Origin of the sequence: Xanthomonas translucens pv. undulosa, from assembly GCF_017301775.1 — a bacterium.
GTDB classification, from domain to species: domain Bacteria; phylum Pseudomonadota; class Gammaproteobacteria; order Xanthomonadales; family Xanthomonadaceae; genus Xanthomonas_A; species Xanthomonas_A translucens.
Map to the genome: position 1 here is coordinate 3,392,755 of NZ_CP063993.1, position 14,918 is coordinate 3,407,672.

Sequence of the window (14,918 nt, forward strand, 5' to 3'; positions counted from 1 at the left end):
GGAGCCGCGGGTTACGCGGCTTGCTGGCCGGTGGCCGGCTTGGCGGCAGCCGCCTCGCCGTTCAACCAGACCATCTTGGCGCGCAACTGCTTGCCGACCACTTCGATCGGGTGCTCCAGGTCGGCCTGCTTGAACTTGTTGTAGTTCGGCAGGCCGGCTTCGTATTCGGCGACCCAGTTCTTGGTGAAGGTGCCGTTCTGGATGTCGGTCAGCACGTCGCGCATGCGCTCCTTGGTGGCCGCGTCGATGACCCGCGGGCCGCTGACGTAGTCGCCGTACTGCGCGGTCTCGGAGACGAACTCCAGCATGCGGGTGATGCCGCCTTCGTAGAACAGGTCCACGATCAGCTTCAGTTCGTGCAGCACTTCGTAGTAGGCGATTTCCGGCTGGTAGCCGGCTTCCACCAGCACTTCGAAGCCGGCCTGGACCAGCGACGAGGCGCCGCCGCACAGCACCGCCTGCTCGCCGAACAGGTCGGTCTCGGTCTCTTCCTTGAAGGTGGTCTTGATCAGGTTGGCGCGCGCGCCGCCCAGGCCGGCGGCGTACTCGAGCGCGAACTGCTCGGCCTTGCCGCTCTTGTCCTGGTACACCGCCCAGATGCACGGTACGCCGCGGCCGATTTCGTACTCGCGGCGCACCAGCGCGCCCGGGCCCTTCGGCGCGACCAGCACCACGTCCAGGTCGGCGCGCGGCTTGATCATGTCGAAATGCACGTTCAGGCCGTGCGCGAACAGCAGGCACGCGCCCTGTTTCATGTTCGGTGCCAGCACTTCGTCGTACAGCTTCTTCTGCACCATGTCCGGAGTCAGCACCGCGACCAGGTCGGCGTCCTTGACCGCCTCGGCGGGGCTCTTCACCACGAAGCCGTCGGCCTGCGCCTTGGCTTCGGTCGGGCCGCCCGCGCGCAGGCCGACGGTGACATCGAAGCCGGACTCGCGCAGGTTCAGCGCGTGCGCGCGGCCCTGGCTGCCGTAACCGACGATGGCGATCTTGGTGGTGGGCTGGGCGGAACTGGTCATGGGGCAGATTTCCTTGGGACGGTGTGGGGGAGGAAGGGATGCGTGTGTTTCGCGGTTACTAAAATGAAAAACCCCGCGCCGTTGCCGGTGCGGGGTCTGATCGAATCCAGGCTGCTTGTCGCTTACACGCCTGTTCGTCCCGCACTTGTGGGCGAGGTAATAAGCACGAGTACGAGGAGCGACGCGGCGGGGTCCGCGCGCAGCGCGGCGGGCAGGCGGGTCGGCTTGGGGCTGGTGTGGCGATGCAACATACAACGAGATAAACATGGCCTTTACCGGGCTGTCAACCCTGCCGCCGGTGCGAAACCGCGGATGTGCCGAAAGCCGCGCCAGGACAGCATCGTTACGCCTGAAACGGTGCGCCCGCGCGAAACCCGCGCGGCCGATTGCGCGGAAAATCGGCGCCTCGCGTGGCTGCGGTGTGGCGTCTACAGGCGGCCCGGCCTGCAGCGGCGAACGACCAGGCAGCGGCGGCGCCTGCGCTGCTTGGCCAGCGCACAGGCACGACCACGCCTGCGCCTGCGCCTGAATCCGCAAGGCAGCGCAGATGACGCCGATCCCGGTTGCGCCAGTGCCGCTCAGCGTGCACGGTGGCAGCCGATACCATGGCGAAAGGATTCCTGGAGGGGAAGACGATGTCGTTGTTCACACGCAGTCCCGGCGCCGATGCCGGACACGCCGCGGCCTTGCCGGATGCACCGGTGGCGTTGCTGCGGCTGGACTCGCAGGGACGGGTCGCTGCCGCCAATCGGGCCGCGCTGGACCTGCTCGGGGCGCGTGCGGAGGTCTTGCTCGGCGAACCCAGCGAAGCGGTGTGGGGCCTGCCGTTGGCGGCGCTGGCCGGCGCCGAGGGCAGTTGGCTGGCATCGCACGCCGATCCTGCCCGGCGCGTGCGCTACCAGCGCGATCGCGACGGCGAGGGTTGGCTGCTGTCGCTGCCGCATCCGGAAACCGCCGCGCTGCTGCGCGACGTTCTCCTTCTCAGCGCCGGACAGACGCAGGGCGCGACCAGCCCGGCGCTGCAGGCGCTGGCGCAGCGGCTGCAGGCCGGCGCCGAGGCGCAGGCCTTGCTGGACCGGGTCGGCGAGCGCCTGACCGGGTGCGACCTGGAACTGGGCCTGCGCACGCCGCTGTCCGCGCAGGAGACCGAGGCGATGCCTGGGCGGCGCCTGTCGGCCGGCTTCGGCAACCTGGCCGAGGCGATCCGCCAGGCGGTGGCGCTGTCGCTGCAGATCGCCGCCGACGTGCCGCACGTGGTCGCCGAGAACGACGAGCTGGCGCAGCAGTCGCAGACCCAGATGGACGCGTTGCAGACGGTGGTGGCGACCACCCGGCGCTTGTTGCAGGGCCTGAGCGAAATGGACCAGGAACTGCGCGCGGTGATCGCGGTGGCGGCCAGCGCCGACGACAGCGCGCGCCAGGGCGTGGAGGCGGCGCGCGCGCTGGGCCAGGCGATGCGCGAGGTGGAGCGGCGCTCGGCACGCGCCACCGAGGTCATCGAGGTGATCGACGCGGTCGCGTTCCAGACCAACATCCTGTCGATCAACGCCAGCATCGAGGCGGTGCATGCCGGCGCCGCCGGGCGCGGCTTCGCCGTGGTCGCCAGCGAGATCCGGCGCCTGGCCGAGCGCGCCGCCGCCGCCGCGCGCGACGTGCGCAGCATCCTCGGCGAGACCGGCAGCGCCTTGCAGGACAGCGCCGCCTCGGCGCAGCGCACCGAGCAGGTGCTCGGCGGCATCGGCCAGTTGCTCGGCCGCGCCAGTGCGGCGATGGAGACCGTGGCCACCCGCGTTGCCGCGCAAGGCGAGGAGATCGGTGGCATCGACCGCGCGGTCGCGCACGTGGTCGGACTCAGCCGCAGCAACCTGGAGCATGTCGCGCGCGTGGTCGAGCGCAGCGCGGCGCTGGGCGCCGGCAGCGCCACCCTGCACGACTGCGTGGGCCTGTTCCGCTTGCCGGCCGATCCGATGCAGCAGCCGCGGCACGCGCGCATCCGCGAACTGGCGACGGCGACCGCCGGCAGCATCGGCAAGGCGCTGGGCGAGGCGATCGCCCGTGGCCGTATCGGAGAGGATGCGCTGTTTTCCAACGACTACACGCCGATCGCAGGCATCGATCCGCCCAAGTACCGCACCGCCTTCGATGCGCTGTGCGACGAACTGCTGCCGCCGTTGCAGGAACCGCTGCTGGCCGCGCATCCGTGGATCGTGTTCGCGATCTGCGCCACCCCGGACGGCTACGTGCCGACCCACAACCTGCACTTCAGCCAGCCGCTGAGCGGCGACCGCGCCCGCGACCTGGTCGGCAACCGCACCAAGCGCATGTTCGCCGATCGGGTCGGGCGCAGCGTCGGCCGTCACACCGAGCCGTATCTGTTGCAAGTGTATCGGCGCGATACCGGACAGATCCTGTTCGACCTGTCGGTGCCGGTGTACGTGCGTGGCCGCCACTGGGGCGGATTGCGCGTGGCCTACGTGCTGGAATGAAGCCGGCGGCGAACGCCGCACAAAACAACGCCGCCGGTGTCGAGCCGGCGTCAGGGGGAGAGGGACGTCGTTCTTATGTGACCCAGGCCAGGCGCGGTATTTCGCCAGGGGGTGCCACGATGCCGTGCACGCATGTGCCGGCATTGACACGAAGCCGGCCCGATTGTGCGCCGATTCATCTGCGCGCGGTTGGCGTGCGTTGCAGAAACGGGTCTAATAGCCGCAGAAGTGGGGGTACCGTCGGCGCAGGTCGCGGTTGAGACAGTCCCTTCGAACCTGATCCGGTTGATACCGGCGTAGGGAAGCTTCGCAAGCCTGGTCCGTGCGCTGTCGCGCCGAGGCCGCGCCCGCGCCGCCGCTTCGTCCGTGATGCGAGTCCGCTCGCAACCGCCCGCACCCGTTGCGGGCTTCCAGAACCAGGACGAATGCCGATGAATGCCGTACCCAGCCCGTTGTTGCAGCAGGCCGATACCCTGTCCGAGTCGGTGACCCGGCCGATCCCCGGTTCGCGCAAGATCTTCGTGCAAGGCTCGCGTGCCGACCTGCGCGTCCCGATGCGCGAGATCCAGCTGACCCGCACCCCGACCCTGTTCGGTGGCGAAGACAATCCGCCGGTCACCGTCTACGACACCTCCGGTCCGTACACCGACCCAGACGCGGCGATCGACCTGCGCGCCGGCCTGGCGCCGCTGCGCGCGCGCTGGATCGAAGAACGCGGCGATACCGCGGCGCTGGCCCAGCTCAGCTCCGATTTCGGCCGCGGCCGCGAGCACAACGCGCGGCTGGACCCGGTGCGCTTCCCGGCCCGGCACCTGCCGCGGCGCGCACTGGCCGGCGCCAACGTCACCCAGATGCACTACGCGCGGCGTGGCATCGTCACCCCGGAGATGGAGTTCGTGGCGATTCGCGAGAACCAGCGGCTGGAGGCGGTGCGCGATGCGCTGCTGCGCCAGCAGCACCCCGGCGAGGCGTTCGGCGCCAGCATCCAGCACGTCATCACCCCCGAGTTCGTGCGCGAGGAAATCGCCCGCGGCCGCGCCATCCTGCCCAACAACATCAACCATCCGGAAAGCGAGCCGATGATCATCGGCCGCAACTTCCTGACCAAGATCAACGCCAACATCGGCAACAGCGCGCTCAGCTCGGGCATCGCCGAGGAAGTGGAGAAGCTGGTGTGGTCGATCCGCTGGGGCGGCGACACGGTGATGGACCTGTCCACCGGCAAGCACATCCACGAGACCCGCGAGTGGATCATCCGCAATTCGCCGGTGCCGATCGGCACGGTGCCGATCTACCAGGCGCTGGAGAAGGTCGATGGCCGCGCCGAGGAACTGACCTGGGAGATCTTCCGCGACACGCTGATCGAGCAGGCCGAGCAGGGCGTGGACTACTTCACCATCCACGCCGGGGTGCTGCTGCGCTACGTGCCGCTGACCGCCAAGCGCGTCACCGGCATCGTCTCGCGCGGCGGCTCGATCCTGGCCAAGTGGTGCCTGGCGCATCACAAGGAGAACTTTCTCTATACCCATTTCGAGGACATCTGCGAAATCATGCAGGCCTACGACGTGGCCTTCTCGCTGGGCGACGGGCTGCGCCCGGGCTGCATCGCCGATGCCAACGACGCGGCGCAGTTCGGCGAATTGGAGACGTTGGGCGAGCTGACCAGGATCGCGTGGAAACACGACGTGCAGACCATGATCGAAGGCCCCGGCCACGTGCCGATGCAGTTGATCAAGGAGAACATGGACAAGCAGCTGCGCGAATGCGGCGAGGCGCCGTTCTACACGCTGGGGCCGCTGACCACCGATATCGCGCCCGGCTACGACCACATCACCTCGGCGATCGGCGCGGCGATGATCGGCTGGTTTGGCACCGCGATGCTGTGCTACGTGACGCCCAAGGAACACCTGGGCCTGCCCAACCGGCAGGACGTGCGCGACGGCATCATGGCCTACAAGATCGCCGCGCATGCGGCCGACCTGGCCAAGGGGCATCCCGGCGCGCAGGTGCGCGACAACGCACTGTCCAAGGCGCGCTTCGAATTCCGCTGGGACGACCAGTTCCACCTGGGCCTGGATCCGGAAAAGGCCAAGGAATTCCACGACGAGACGCTGCCCAAGGACGCGCACAAGCTGGCGCACTTCTGTTCGATGTGCGGCCCGCACTTCTGCTCGATGAAAATCACCCAGGACGTGCGCGACTACGCCGCCGAGCACGGCGTCGGCGAGACCGACGCGCTGCAGGCCGGCATGGCCGAGAAATCGGCGCAGTTCCTGGAGGCCGGCGCCGAGGTCTATCGGCAGGAATAGGCCCCGGGATCATCCCGCCGCCGTGGCGTGCGCTTGTCTATGATGCGCGCACGCCCCTTCCGGAATGCCGCATGCTCCGCTACGCGCTCGCCTTGCGTCGCCACCCGTCCGCGTTGCTGCTGAGTGTGCAATTGCTGGGCCTGTTGCTGTACCCGCTGATGGAAGACACCGCCGCCGGGCGCGCGCTGTTCGGCGCGTTCGGCATCGTGGTGCTGGGCCTGGCGCTGTGGGTGGTCAACCGCAGCCCGTCGGTGCTGTGGATCGCCTGGTGTCTGGCGCTGCCGTCGGTGGTGCTGTCGATCGCCGCGGCGTTGCGCGACAGTCCCCAACTGGGCGCGTTCGCGCAACTGCTGGAAAGCCTGCTGTATTTCTATACCGCGGCCAGCCTGATCGCCTACATGCTGCAGGACCACGAGGTCACCCGCGACGAACTGTACGCGGCGGGCGCGACCTTCACCCTGCTGGCCTGGGCATTCGCCTTCGCGTTCTCGGTGTGCCAGCAATGGCTGCCGGGCAGCTTCATCGGCGCGCAGACGACGCAGTCGCCGCGCACCTGGATGGAGCTGCTGTACCTGAGTTTCAGCGTGTTGTCCGGGGTCGGCCTCAGCGATGTGTTGCCGGTGTTGCCGCTGGCGCGTTCTCTGGTGATGCTCGAACAGTTCGCCGGGGTGATGTACATCGCGCTGGTGGTGTCGCGGCTGATCGGGCTCAGTGTTACACGCAAACCCAAAGCCTGAATTGCGGTTAAAAAAACGCGCCAGGCGGCGCGTAGTCTTGCAACCTTTATATGAGTTTCGTCGGCGGAGAGAGAGCCTGTAGTGCTTCGCCGCGGTTGGCGGCGGCAACGACTAGGGTGGAATTTGTCGGCGTCGCCACGCCTGGCTGCATTCGTCGCATTTGATGCTGGTGGCGGCTGTGGGGCATGGCGTGGCGCGCGAGGCCGCGCGCTGCGTCGGCACCGAACTGCTCAGTCTCGATTGGACCCTGGACGGGCGCAGGTTGCTGTTCGGGCATGACCGGACGCTTGCCTGTCCGCGGCATCGGCGTGTTCGACCTGGCCAGCGGCCGCTGGCGCGCGCTGGCGGCCTAGCCGGTTGCTGCGGGCGACTTCGATTACATGCCGCGCTATTCGCCCGACGGCCTGCGACCGTTTCGTGCGGGACGCCGCCAGCGGCCAGGTCATCGACGTGACCCGTACCCTGATCAACGGCGGCTACCAGGAATACAGGCGCGACAACGAATCGGACACGCCGATCGAGCAGCGCAATGGCTGGGGTCGCCACGACTGGGGTTCCAACTTCCGTCTGTGTTCCAACTTGAGCGCGGATTGGAGCTGCGGCGACTTCGGCGTCAACTGGAGCGTATGTTATTACTCCGGTCTGCGTGAGGCATGCGCGTATGGCCTGGGCGGCAGTTCGGAGTGCAACGAGCCGGGCTTGCCAATACGATCGGCGATGCGCCTGCCCGCATGGGCGAGGCGCTTCCCCGCGAACTGCTCGCGTTGCGCGACGAGCGCCGACACGGCACTAGGCCGACGTCAGCCCCATCAGGTTTTCCGCCTGCTCGCGCCAGCTCGGCAGCTTGCCCAGCGTGCCGGTCTTGCCCAGGTAGTCCTCGTCGATCTCCGAGCCGCTGGCCAGCGCCATCGCCACGTGCACCGCGCCGGTGACCCAGAAGCTGCGGGTGCTGGAACGCTGCGGCTGGCGCTGGAACGCCACCGCTTCGATGATCGGCATCGGCAGGCCCCACAGGCCGAGCAGATAGGCGCCCGCCTCGGCATGGCCGGGGCGCTCGTCGTCGCCCTCGGCGGTCGGCTCGCGCTCGTTGCGGATGCCCGGCAGCAGCAGGCCGATGTCGGCCAGCAGCGCGGCGGTCGCGCCCAGTTCGGCGCTGGCAGCGGGCAGCATCTTCGAGGCCAGCTTGGAGGCCAGCAGCGAGCGCTGCTGCAGCGCATTGCGTTCTGCGTTGGACAGTGCCTGCACCGAGAACACTTCGCTGGCCAGGACCAGGTCGCGCAAGGTGGCGATGCCCAGCCGGGTCACCGCGGTGCGCAGGTCGGACATCGTGCGGCCGTTGCAGAAGTACGCCGAGTTGCACAGCTGCAGCACCTTGGCCGCGATCGCCGGGTCGGCCGACACCAGCTTGGCCAGGTCGGCGGCGTTGCTGCCGTCGTCCTGTTCCAGCGCATGCATCAGGCTCAGGTACAGATGCGGCAGCGAGGGCAGCTTCTCGATGCGGCCGATGCTGGCGCGCAAGCGCGGATCGCCGAGCAACTGCTGCAGTTCCTCGATGCTGGTGACCGCCTCGAGCAGCATTTCCGGGGACAGCGGCAGCGGCAGGAAGCGGTGCGCCACGCCGATGATGCGCGCCGGCGGCGCACGGTTGCTCTGCTCGGCGTCGATCAGCGCGATGCGGATGGTTTCCGGGCTCAGCGTGCGGATCTGGCCGAGCAGGGTGGCCGTGGTCAGGTCCGGCAGCACTGGCGCAGCAATCACCGCATCCAGGCGCTCGGTGGCGGCAGCGGCGATGGCCGAATTGCCGTCGAGCACGGTCTGGACCTGCCAGTCCTCGCCCAATTCGCGAATATATTCGGTGACTTCGGCCGGCAGGCTCGCTTCGTCGCCGACGAACAGGATACGCAAGAGACTTCCCCCAGGAAGGGACCGGTTCACGCTCGACCGGCCCAGATATTCGTTCCGCAATGTACTCCAAACCCCGCACTGCGACAGGGTTGGCACTTGTAAAACGTGAAGCGGGTCAGCCGCGGCGGGTCTCCCCCTCCGCCGCGACGCCCTGTGGGTCAGACGCTGGCTTTGTAGCGCTCGACCGCGTCCAGCAGGATCTGCTTGGCTTCGGCGGCGTTGCCCCAGCCGTCCAGCTTGACCCACTTGCCCTTCTCCAGATCCTTGTAGTGCTCAAAGAAGTGGCCGATGCGCTCCATCCAGTGGCCGGAGACCTGGGCGATGTCCTCGATGTGGCCGTAGCCCTCGAACACCTTCGCCACCGGCACCGCCAGGATCTTCTCGTCGCTGCCGGCCTCGTCGCTCATCTTCAGCACGCCGACCGGGCGGCAGCGCACCACGCAACCGGGTACCAGCGGCAGCGGCAGCACCACTAGCACGTCGGCCGGGTCGCCGTCGCCGCACAAGGTATTGGGCACATAGCCGTAGTTGCAGGGATAGCGCATCGGCGTGGACAGGATGCGGTCGACGAAGATCGCGCCGCTGGCCTTGTCCACTTCATACTTGACCGGCTCCGAATCCTTGGGGATTTCGATGACGACGTTGATTTCTTCCGGGAGATTCTTGCCGGAGGTGACCAGTTCCAGACCCATGCGCTAGCTCCAGTGGAGTGGCTTCTAAAGAGATCTGCATTCTAGTCGTTTGGCTGTTGCAATGCAGCGCGGCCGGCTAAGCCTATTCCTACAAGGCTTTCGGACTCCGTAGCGATCCGCATGGGGAGGTTTCCGATAGTGCGCGGTCGCCTGCGAGGCGACGCTATGTCCACAGTCCACCCAAGGAGCAAGGCGATGAAAGGAATCCGGTATTCGATGGGCCCGCTGCTGGCGCTCGTGTTACTGGCCTGTGGTGCATCCCAGGCGCAGGCGCAGCAGCAGGTCTACGTGGATGCGGTCGACTATCCGACCGAGGGCGCGGGCTGGGAGGCATTCGACGACCTGGAGCGGCGGCTGGCCGAGGACTTCGACCAGAGCTGCGGCGACACCTTCTGCGAGGGCGACTACAGCGATTACCGGCCGCTGCGCTACCGCTGTTCGGTGCGCCAGCGCGACGGCGCGATCGGCCAGTGCGTGTGGACCTTCGGCGCCAGCGAGGCCAGCATCGACCCGGCCAGCGGCCAGGTGCAGGTCGATGCCAGGCTGTGGCAATGCCCCACGCCGCTGCTGCCGCAGACCCGGCTGGTGGCGCTGTACCAGGCGCTGGCTGGCGAGCACCCCTTGTTCGCGCCGCTGCCGCACAGCCAGCGCAGCGTCAACGACGGCCTGATCGATTGCCTGTAGTCGCGCTGCGTGCGGCCCGGCGCCGGCGGATCGCCAGCGCCGGTGCCGGGCGCGTGCCGCTACAGCAGCGGCACCATCAGCAATGCGACGATGTTGATGATCTTGATCAGCGGATTGATCGCCGGGCCGGCGGTGTCCTTGTACGGATCGCCGACGGTGTCGCCGGTGACCGCGGCCTTGTGCGCCTCGCTGCCCTTGCCGCCGAAGTGGCCGTCCTCGATGTATTTCTTGGCGTTGTCCCAGGCGCCGCCGCCGGTGGTCATCGAGATCGCCACGAACAGCCCGGTGACGATAGTGCCGATCAGCAGGCCGCCGAGCGCGCGTGGGCCGAGCAGCAGCCCGACCACCACCGGTACCGCCACCGGCAGCAGCGACGGCACGATCATTTCGCGGATCGCCGAACGGGTCAGCATGTCCACCGCGCGGTCGTATTGCGGCTTGCCGGTGCCTTCCATGATGCCGGGGATCTCGCGGAACTGGCGCCTCACCTCCTCGACCACCGCGCCGGCAGCGCGGCCTACCGCCTCCATCGCCATCGCGCCGAACAGATAGGGAATCAGGCCGCCGAGCAGCAGGCCGATGATCACCGTGTGGTCGGACAGGTCGAAGGCGAAGGTTTCGCCCGGATGCGCGGCGCGCAGGTTGTGCGTGTAGTCGGCGAACAGCACCAGCGCGGCCAGCGCGGCCGAGCCGATCGCATAGCCCTTGGTCACCGCCTTGGTGGTGTTGCCGACCGCGTCCAGCGGATCGGTCACCGCGCGCACTTCCGGCGGCAGCTCGGCCATCTCGGCGATGCCGCCGGCGTTGTCGGTGATCGGCCCGTAGGCGTCCAGTGCAACGATCATGCCGGCCATCGACAGCATCGCGGTGGCGGCGATGGCGATACCGTACAGGCCCGACAGCGCGAACGCGCCCCAGATCGCCGCGCACACCGCGAGCACCGGCAGCGCGGTCGATTTCATCGAGATGCCGAGCCCGGCGATGATGTTGGTGCCGTGGCCGGTGGTCGAGGCCTGCGCCACGTGCTGCACCGGCTTGTACTGGGTGCCGGTGTAGTACTCGGTGATCCACACGATCAGTCCGGTCAGCACCAGGCCGATCAGCGCGCAGCCGTACAGCTTGGTCGCACCGGCGGCGGTGTCGCCCATCAGCTGCTGGGTCACCGGCCAGAACGCCAGCGCGGCGAGCACGGCCGACACCAGCACGCCCTTGTACAGCGCACCCATGATCGAGCCGCCAGGCCGCACGCGCACGAAGAAGGTGCCGACGATCGAGGCGACGATCGACACCCCGCCGAGCACCAGCGGATACAGCACCGCATTGCGCCCGGCCTCGGCCGCCATCAGCCCGCCGAGCAGCATGGTGGCGATGACGGTGACGGCGTAGGTCTCGAACAGATCCGCAGCCATGCCGGCGCAGTCGCCGACGTTGTCGCCGACGTTGTCGGCGATCACCGCCGGGTTGCGCGGATCGTCCTCGGGGATGCCGGCCTCGACCTTGCCGACCAGGTCCGCGCCGACGTCGGCGCCCTTGGTGAAGATGCCGCCGCCCAGCCGCGCGAAGATCGAGATCAGCGAACTGCCGAAGGCCAGGCCGACCAGCGCGTGCAGGCTTTCCTCGATGCTGCGCCCCAGCCATTGCAGCACGCCGTAGTAGCCGGCCACGCCGATCAGGCCGAGCCCGACCACCAGCATGCCGGTGATCGCGCCGCCGCGGAACGCCACGTCCATCGCCGGTCCCAGGCCGCGCCGCGCCGCCTCGGCGGTGCGTACGTTGGCGCGCACCGACAGGTTCATGCCGATGTAGCCGGCCGCGCCGGACAGCACCGCGCCGATCGCGAAGCCGCCGGCGGTGTACCAGCTCAGGAAGAACCCGACCAGCAGCAACAGCGCCACGCCGGCGATGGCGATGGTCTGGTATTGGCGGTTGAGGTAGGCGCGTGCGCCTTCCTGGATGGCATCGGCGATCTGCCGCATGCGTTCGTTGCCGGCGGGCTGGGCCAGGACCCAGCGCGTGGATACGACGCCATAGAGGATTGCCAAGACCGCGCACGCCAGTGCCACGGTGACCGCATATCGTTCCAGCATGACCCCTCCCAAGGATGTGGATGCCGCCCAAGCGTGTGGACGTACAGCGGGATCACACCGAAGGAGCCTGAGGCATGCAACGACTCTGCGGCCGCAACGCGCCTGTGGTGCGTATCGCCATGTGCGACCTGGCCTGAACGGCCCGAGTATGCGCCCGGGTCCTGCGCATCGCCAGCGGCAGGCGCCTGCGCTGTCTTGGCGCCGCGTTCAGTCGGCGCGTGGCAGCGTGGCGCATCGCTTTCAAGGAGCAAGCCGATGCAATCGACGATCCCGGCACGGGTACGCACACTCGCTTCGACCTTGGCCCTGGGCCTGTGCGCCTGCGCGCCGCTGGCGGCGCTGGCCGCCGATCCGGTGCCGGAGCTGCAGCGTCAGCCCGGTGCGGCGCAGGCGGTCGGCGTGGTGCACACGATCCGGCAGATCCCGGAGGCCTGTGTGCGCTTCGAAGGCGTCTACACCGGCGATGCGGCGCAGCCCTACACGTTCTCCGCGGTGCGCAGCAGCCCTACCTGCCAGCCGCGCGCCAAGCTGGTGGAGTTCGACCAGGCCAGGCCCAGCGAGGCGACCGGGTGGAAGTTCAACGATGTGATCCGCGTGCCCAGCGCGGCCTGCCCGTCGCAGCAGGCGGTGGTGCGGGTGTGGCGCAAGCCGGTGGCGACCAAGGCGGATCTCGACGGCCAGGGCCAGTCGCGGATCTATCTGGAAGAGGCGAAGAAGCAGGCGGCGGCCGGCGCGATCGCGCAGGTGCCGCAGTTCGCCGCGCAGATGACGCTGGAAGGCGCGGCCTGCCGCTGAGGCGGGAGGCGTAGGGGCATTCCTTGCGGAATTCAGCCGCTGCGCAACAGCTCGCGCAGCGTGGCCGATGCGTGGCATGGGCATCGGGTGGCCGGGCGCGTTTCCTGCCCGACCCGATGTGCCTGCACGCTCGCGCCGTTGGCCGCGCCCAGCGCCGCCAGCGGCTACCTGGAATGTAGTGTTCTCAGCCGCGGCTGCACGTTGTCGTGCACCGTTGCCAGTTCTTAATGGCGTGCACGAACCGCGCGAACCCTTGCATCGTTATCGATAGCTACATTGCTGCCCGCCGCCGGCGCAGCCATTCGTCGGCAACCTCGCCCATGTTCTTGCGCGTGCCGTCCTTGATCCACGCCATGAAGGTTGCCCCCGTACGCGCCAGCGAGGAACCGGCGCACGGCCTGCGTATTGCGGTAGGTCTCGTCCACCGCCGTCGCGCGCCCGATCGGGCCGTTGTGCCAATCACAGCCCATCCTCGATTCCTTGTCGCGCGGTTGCAGCGCAACTGCAGGTCGCCAGGCGGCAGCGTAGTCGAATCTTCGCTGCGAACCCGTTACAGCGGATGCGGGAAGCGATACTCGATCGCTGCCCGCCGCAGCGAATGCACGGCGCCGTCGTCTGCCGCCGCTCGCGCATACGCGCAGTGCCGCGCAGCGTCGCGCATGGCCGGAAGACCAAGCCACGGACCGGCCTGTCACGATAGTTGTTGCGGTCGATCCGAGGTGCCGGCCGCGCACGCACAGCCTGATCCAGTCAACTCCGCCCAGCACTCCGTGCGCTGGGTCGCGGCGAGGAGCAGGCAATAAGCCTTCTCCCATCCCTCCGGAAAAGACACGCTGTAAACCGAGTCCCGAGTCCCGAGTCCCGAGTCCTGCGCCCGTCAGCCCTCCCAGGCCGGCAGCTTCTTCTTCACCGCCACATTCTTCAGCGCCACGTACTTCGTCAGCCCGTCGCTGCGGTCGTACGGCGGATAGGCTTCGCCGCGGATCAGCGGCTGCAGGTAGCGGCGTGCCTTCTCGGTGATGCCGAAGCCGTCCTTGCGCAGGAACGCCGGCGGCATCTTCTTCTCGTGGTTGGCGATCTTGCTCAGCGGCGCGGCCTCGATCTTCCAGCGGTAGGGCGCATCGCTGCTGCGCACGATCACCGGCATCACCGCGTTCATGCCCTTCAGCGCGAACTGCACCGCCGCCTTGCCGGCCGCCTGCGCCTGCTCCCAGTCGGTCTTCGAGGCGATGTGGCGGGCCGAGCGCTGCAGGTAGTCGGGCAGGGTCCAGTGCACCTTGTAACCGAGTTCGGCCTTGACCTTGCCGGCCAGGTACGAGGCCACGCCGCCGAGCTGGCTGTGGCCGAACGCGTCGGTGCCGCTGCCGGCATCGGCGACGAAGCGCCCGTCGGCGGTCTGGATGCCTTCGCTGGCCACCACCACGCACCAGCCGACCTTGTCCACCACCTTGCGCACCTGCGCCAGGAACGCGGCTTCGTCGTAGGCGCGTTCGGGGAACAGGATGATCTGCGGCGCCTCGTCGGGCGACTGTGCGGCCAGCCCGGCCGCGGCCGCCAGCCAGCCGGCGTGCCGGCCCATCGCCTCGTAGACAAAAACCTTTGTCGAGGTCTCGGCCATCGCCGCCACGTCCAGCGCCGCCTCGCGCACCGACACCGCGGTGTACTTGGCGGCCGAACCGAAACCGGGGCAGGTGTCGGTGACCGCCAGGTCGTTGTCGATGGTCTTGGGCACGCCGATGCAGTGCAGCGGATAGCCGAAGGCGTCGGCCAGCTGCGACACCTTCCACGCGGTGTCGGCCGAGTCGTTGCCGCCGTTGTAGAGGAAATAGCGCACGTCGTGCGCCTTGAACACCTCCAGCAGCCGCTCGTACTTGGCGCGGTCGGCCTCCAGCGACTTGAGCTTGTAGCGGCACGAACCGAACGCGCCGCCGGGCGTGTGCGCCAGCGCGCGGATCGCCGCGGCCGATTCCTTGGAAGTGTCGATCAGTTCCTCGCGCAGCGCGCCGAGAATGCCGTTGCGCGCCGCCAGGACCTTGACCTTGCGCGCGCGCGCCTCGCCGATCACGGCGGCGGCGCTGGCGTTGATGACGGCGGTGACGCCGCCGGATTGTGCGTACAGCAGGGTGCCTTGGGCCATGGTCGGGGCTCGCTCCTGGGGTGGGGACATTGCCGGGACATTGCCCGGATGCGGTAAGCTGGGGACC

11 protein-coding genes, 1 pseudogene and 1 riboswitch are annotated in these 14,918 nt (G+C 68.4%); of the genes and pseudogenes, 5 read left to right on the plus strand and 7 right to left on the minus strand.

Annotated elements, in window-relative coordinates; translation table 11 throughout:
- Positions 1-11 precede the first annotated feature (11 nt).
- Complete coding sequence (gene ilvC / locus ISN38_RS14380) at positions 12-1,019, minus strand: ketol-acid reductoisomerase (RefSeq protein WP_206711863.1); 1,008 nt, start codon at positions 1,017-1,019, stop codon at positions 12-14.
- Between the two features lie 635 nt (positions 1,020-1,654).
- On the opposite strand from ilvC, the gene ISN38_RS14385 reads away from it, so the two are divergent.
- The 3 genes from ISN38_RS14385 to ISN38_RS14395 all read left to right on the plus strand — a co-directional run bounded on the left by ISN38_RS14385 (position 1,655) and on the right by ISN38_RS14395 (position 6,551).
- On the plus strand, positions 1,655-3,505 hold the full coding sequence (locus ISN38_RS14385; protein WP_047325243.1) for a methyl-accepting chemotaxis protein: 1,851 nt from the start codon (positions 1,655-1,657) through the stop codon (positions 3,503-3,505).
- A 220-nt stretch (positions 3,506-3,725) separates the two neighbouring features.
- A riboswitch (TPP riboswitch) is annotated at positions 3,726-3,826 on the plus strand.
- A 110-nt stretch (positions 3,827-3,936) separates the two neighbouring features.
- On the plus strand, positions 3,937-5,814 hold the full coding sequence (gene thiC, locus ISN38_RS14390; protein ID WP_058364588.1) for a phosphomethylpyrimidine synthase ThiC: 1,878 nt from the start codon (positions 3,937-3,939) through the stop codon (positions 5,812-5,814).
- 71 nt (positions 5,815-5,885) lie between these two features.
- Entirely contained in the window at positions 5,886-6,551 is a 666-nt protein-coding gene (locus ISN38_RS14395; RefSeq protein WP_003477465.1) for an ion channel, read from the plus strand.
- 789 nt (positions 6,552-7,340) lie between these two features.
- On the opposite strand, the gene ISN38_RS14400 is transcribed toward ISN38_RS14395, so the two are convergent.
- Positions 7,341-8,456: an HDOD domain-containing protein gene (locus ISN38_RS14400; protein WP_058358934.1), complete on the minus strand. Its 1,116-nt coding sequence runs from the start codon at positions 8,454-8,456 to the stop codon at positions 7,341-7,343.
- Positions 8,457-8,614: 158 nt separating this feature from the next.
- Positions 8,615-9,148: an inorganic diphosphatase gene (ppa, locus tag ISN38_RS14405; RefSeq protein ID WP_003467322.1), complete on the minus strand. Its 534-nt coding sequence runs from the start codon at positions 9,146-9,148 to the stop codon at positions 8,615-8,617.
- A 195-nt stretch (positions 9,149-9,343) separates the two neighbouring features.
- On the opposite strand from ppa, the gene ISN38_RS14410 reads away from it, so the two are divergent.
- Entirely contained in the window at positions 9,344-9,832 is a 489-nt protein-coding gene (locus ISN38_RS14410) for a hypothetical protein (RefSeq protein WP_038237142.1), read from the plus strand.
- A 59-nt stretch (positions 9,833-9,891) separates the two neighbouring features.
- On the opposite strand, the gene ISN38_RS14415 is transcribed toward ISN38_RS14410, so the two are convergent.
- Entirely contained in the window at positions 9,892-11,919 is a 2,028-nt protein-coding gene (locus tag ISN38_RS14415; RefSeq protein WP_003467326.1) for a sodium-translocating pyrophosphatase, read from the minus strand.
- A 255-nt stretch (positions 11,920-12,174) separates the two neighbouring features.
- Here ISN38_RS14415 and ISN38_RS14420 point away from each other — a divergent pair, with 255 nt between their 5' ends.
- A complete protein-coding gene (locus ISN38_RS14420) occupies positions 12,175-12,714 on the plus strand; it encodes a hypothetical protein (RefSeq protein ID WP_003467327.1) in 540 nt (179 codons plus the stop codon).
- A 271-nt stretch (positions 12,715-12,985) separates the two neighbouring features.
- On the opposite strand, the gene ISN38_RS20600 is transcribed toward ISN38_RS14420, so the two are convergent.
- From ISN38_RS20600 to ISN38_RS14425, 3 genes and pseudogenes are all read right to left on the minus strand, one after another.
- Positions 12,986-13,069: a DUF6434 domain-containing protein gene (locus ISN38_RS20600; protein ID WP_252989179.1), complete on the minus strand. Its 84-nt coding sequence runs from the start codon at positions 13,067-13,069 to the stop codon at positions 12,986-12,988.
- A gap of 55 nt (positions 13,070-13,124) precedes the next feature.
- Positions 13,125-13,529, minus strand: a pseudogene (locus ISN38_RS20710) (hypothetical protein); the annotation flags it as partial.
- A 62-nt stretch (positions 13,530-13,591) separates the two neighbouring features.
- Positions 13,592-14,851 carry a 6-phosphofructokinase gene (locus tag ISN38_RS14425; protein WP_003467329.1) on the minus strand — a complete coding sequence of 420 codons (1,260 nt, stop codon included), beginning with the start codon at positions 14,849-14,851 and terminating at the stop codon, positions 13,592-13,594.
- Between the last annotated feature and the right edge of the window lie 67 nt (positions 14,852-14,918).

Excerpts from the sequence above, each read along its gene's own strand:
- ilvC (WP_206711863.1), bottom strand. The coding sequence starts at position 1,019 with ATGACCAGTTCCGCCCAGCCCACCACCAAGATCGCCATCGTCGGTTAC.
- ISN38_RS14425 (WP_003467329.1), bottom strand. The coding sequence starts at position 14,851 with ATGGCCCAAGGCACCCTGCTGTACGCACAATCCGGCGGCGTCACCGCC.
- ISN38_RS14385 (WP_047325243.1), top strand. The coding sequence starts at position 1,655 with ATGTCGTTGTTCACACGCAGTCCCGGCGCCGATGCCGGACACGCCGCG.
- ISN38_RS14415 (WP_003467326.1), bottom strand. The coding sequence starts at position 11,919 with ATGCTGGAACGATATGCGGTCACCGTGGCACTGGCGTGCGCGGTCTTG.
- ISN38_RS20600 (WP_252989179.1), bottom strand. The coding sequence starts at position 13,069 with ATGGCGTGGATCAAGGACGGCACGCGCAAGAACATGGGCGAGGTTGCC.
- ISN38_RS14395 (WP_003477465.1), top strand. The coding sequence starts at position 5,886 with ATGCTCCGCTACGCGCTCGCCTTGCGTCGCCACCCGTCCGCGTTGCTG.
- thiC (WP_058364588.1), top strand. The coding sequence starts at position 3,937 with ATGAATGCCGTACCCAGCCCGTTGTTGCAGCAGGCCGATACCCTGTCC.
- ISN38_RS14420 (WP_003467327.1), top strand. The coding sequence starts at position 12,175 with ATGCAATCGACGATCCCGGCACGGGTACGCACACTCGCTTCGACCTTG.
- ppa (WP_003467322.1), bottom strand. The coding sequence starts at position 9,148 with ATGGGTCTGGAACTGGTCACCTCCGGCAAGAATCTCCCGGAAGAAATC.
- ISN38_RS14410 (WP_038237142.1), top strand. The coding sequence starts at position 9,344 with ATGAAAGGAATCCGGTATTCGATGGGCCCGCTGCTGGCGCTCGTGTTA.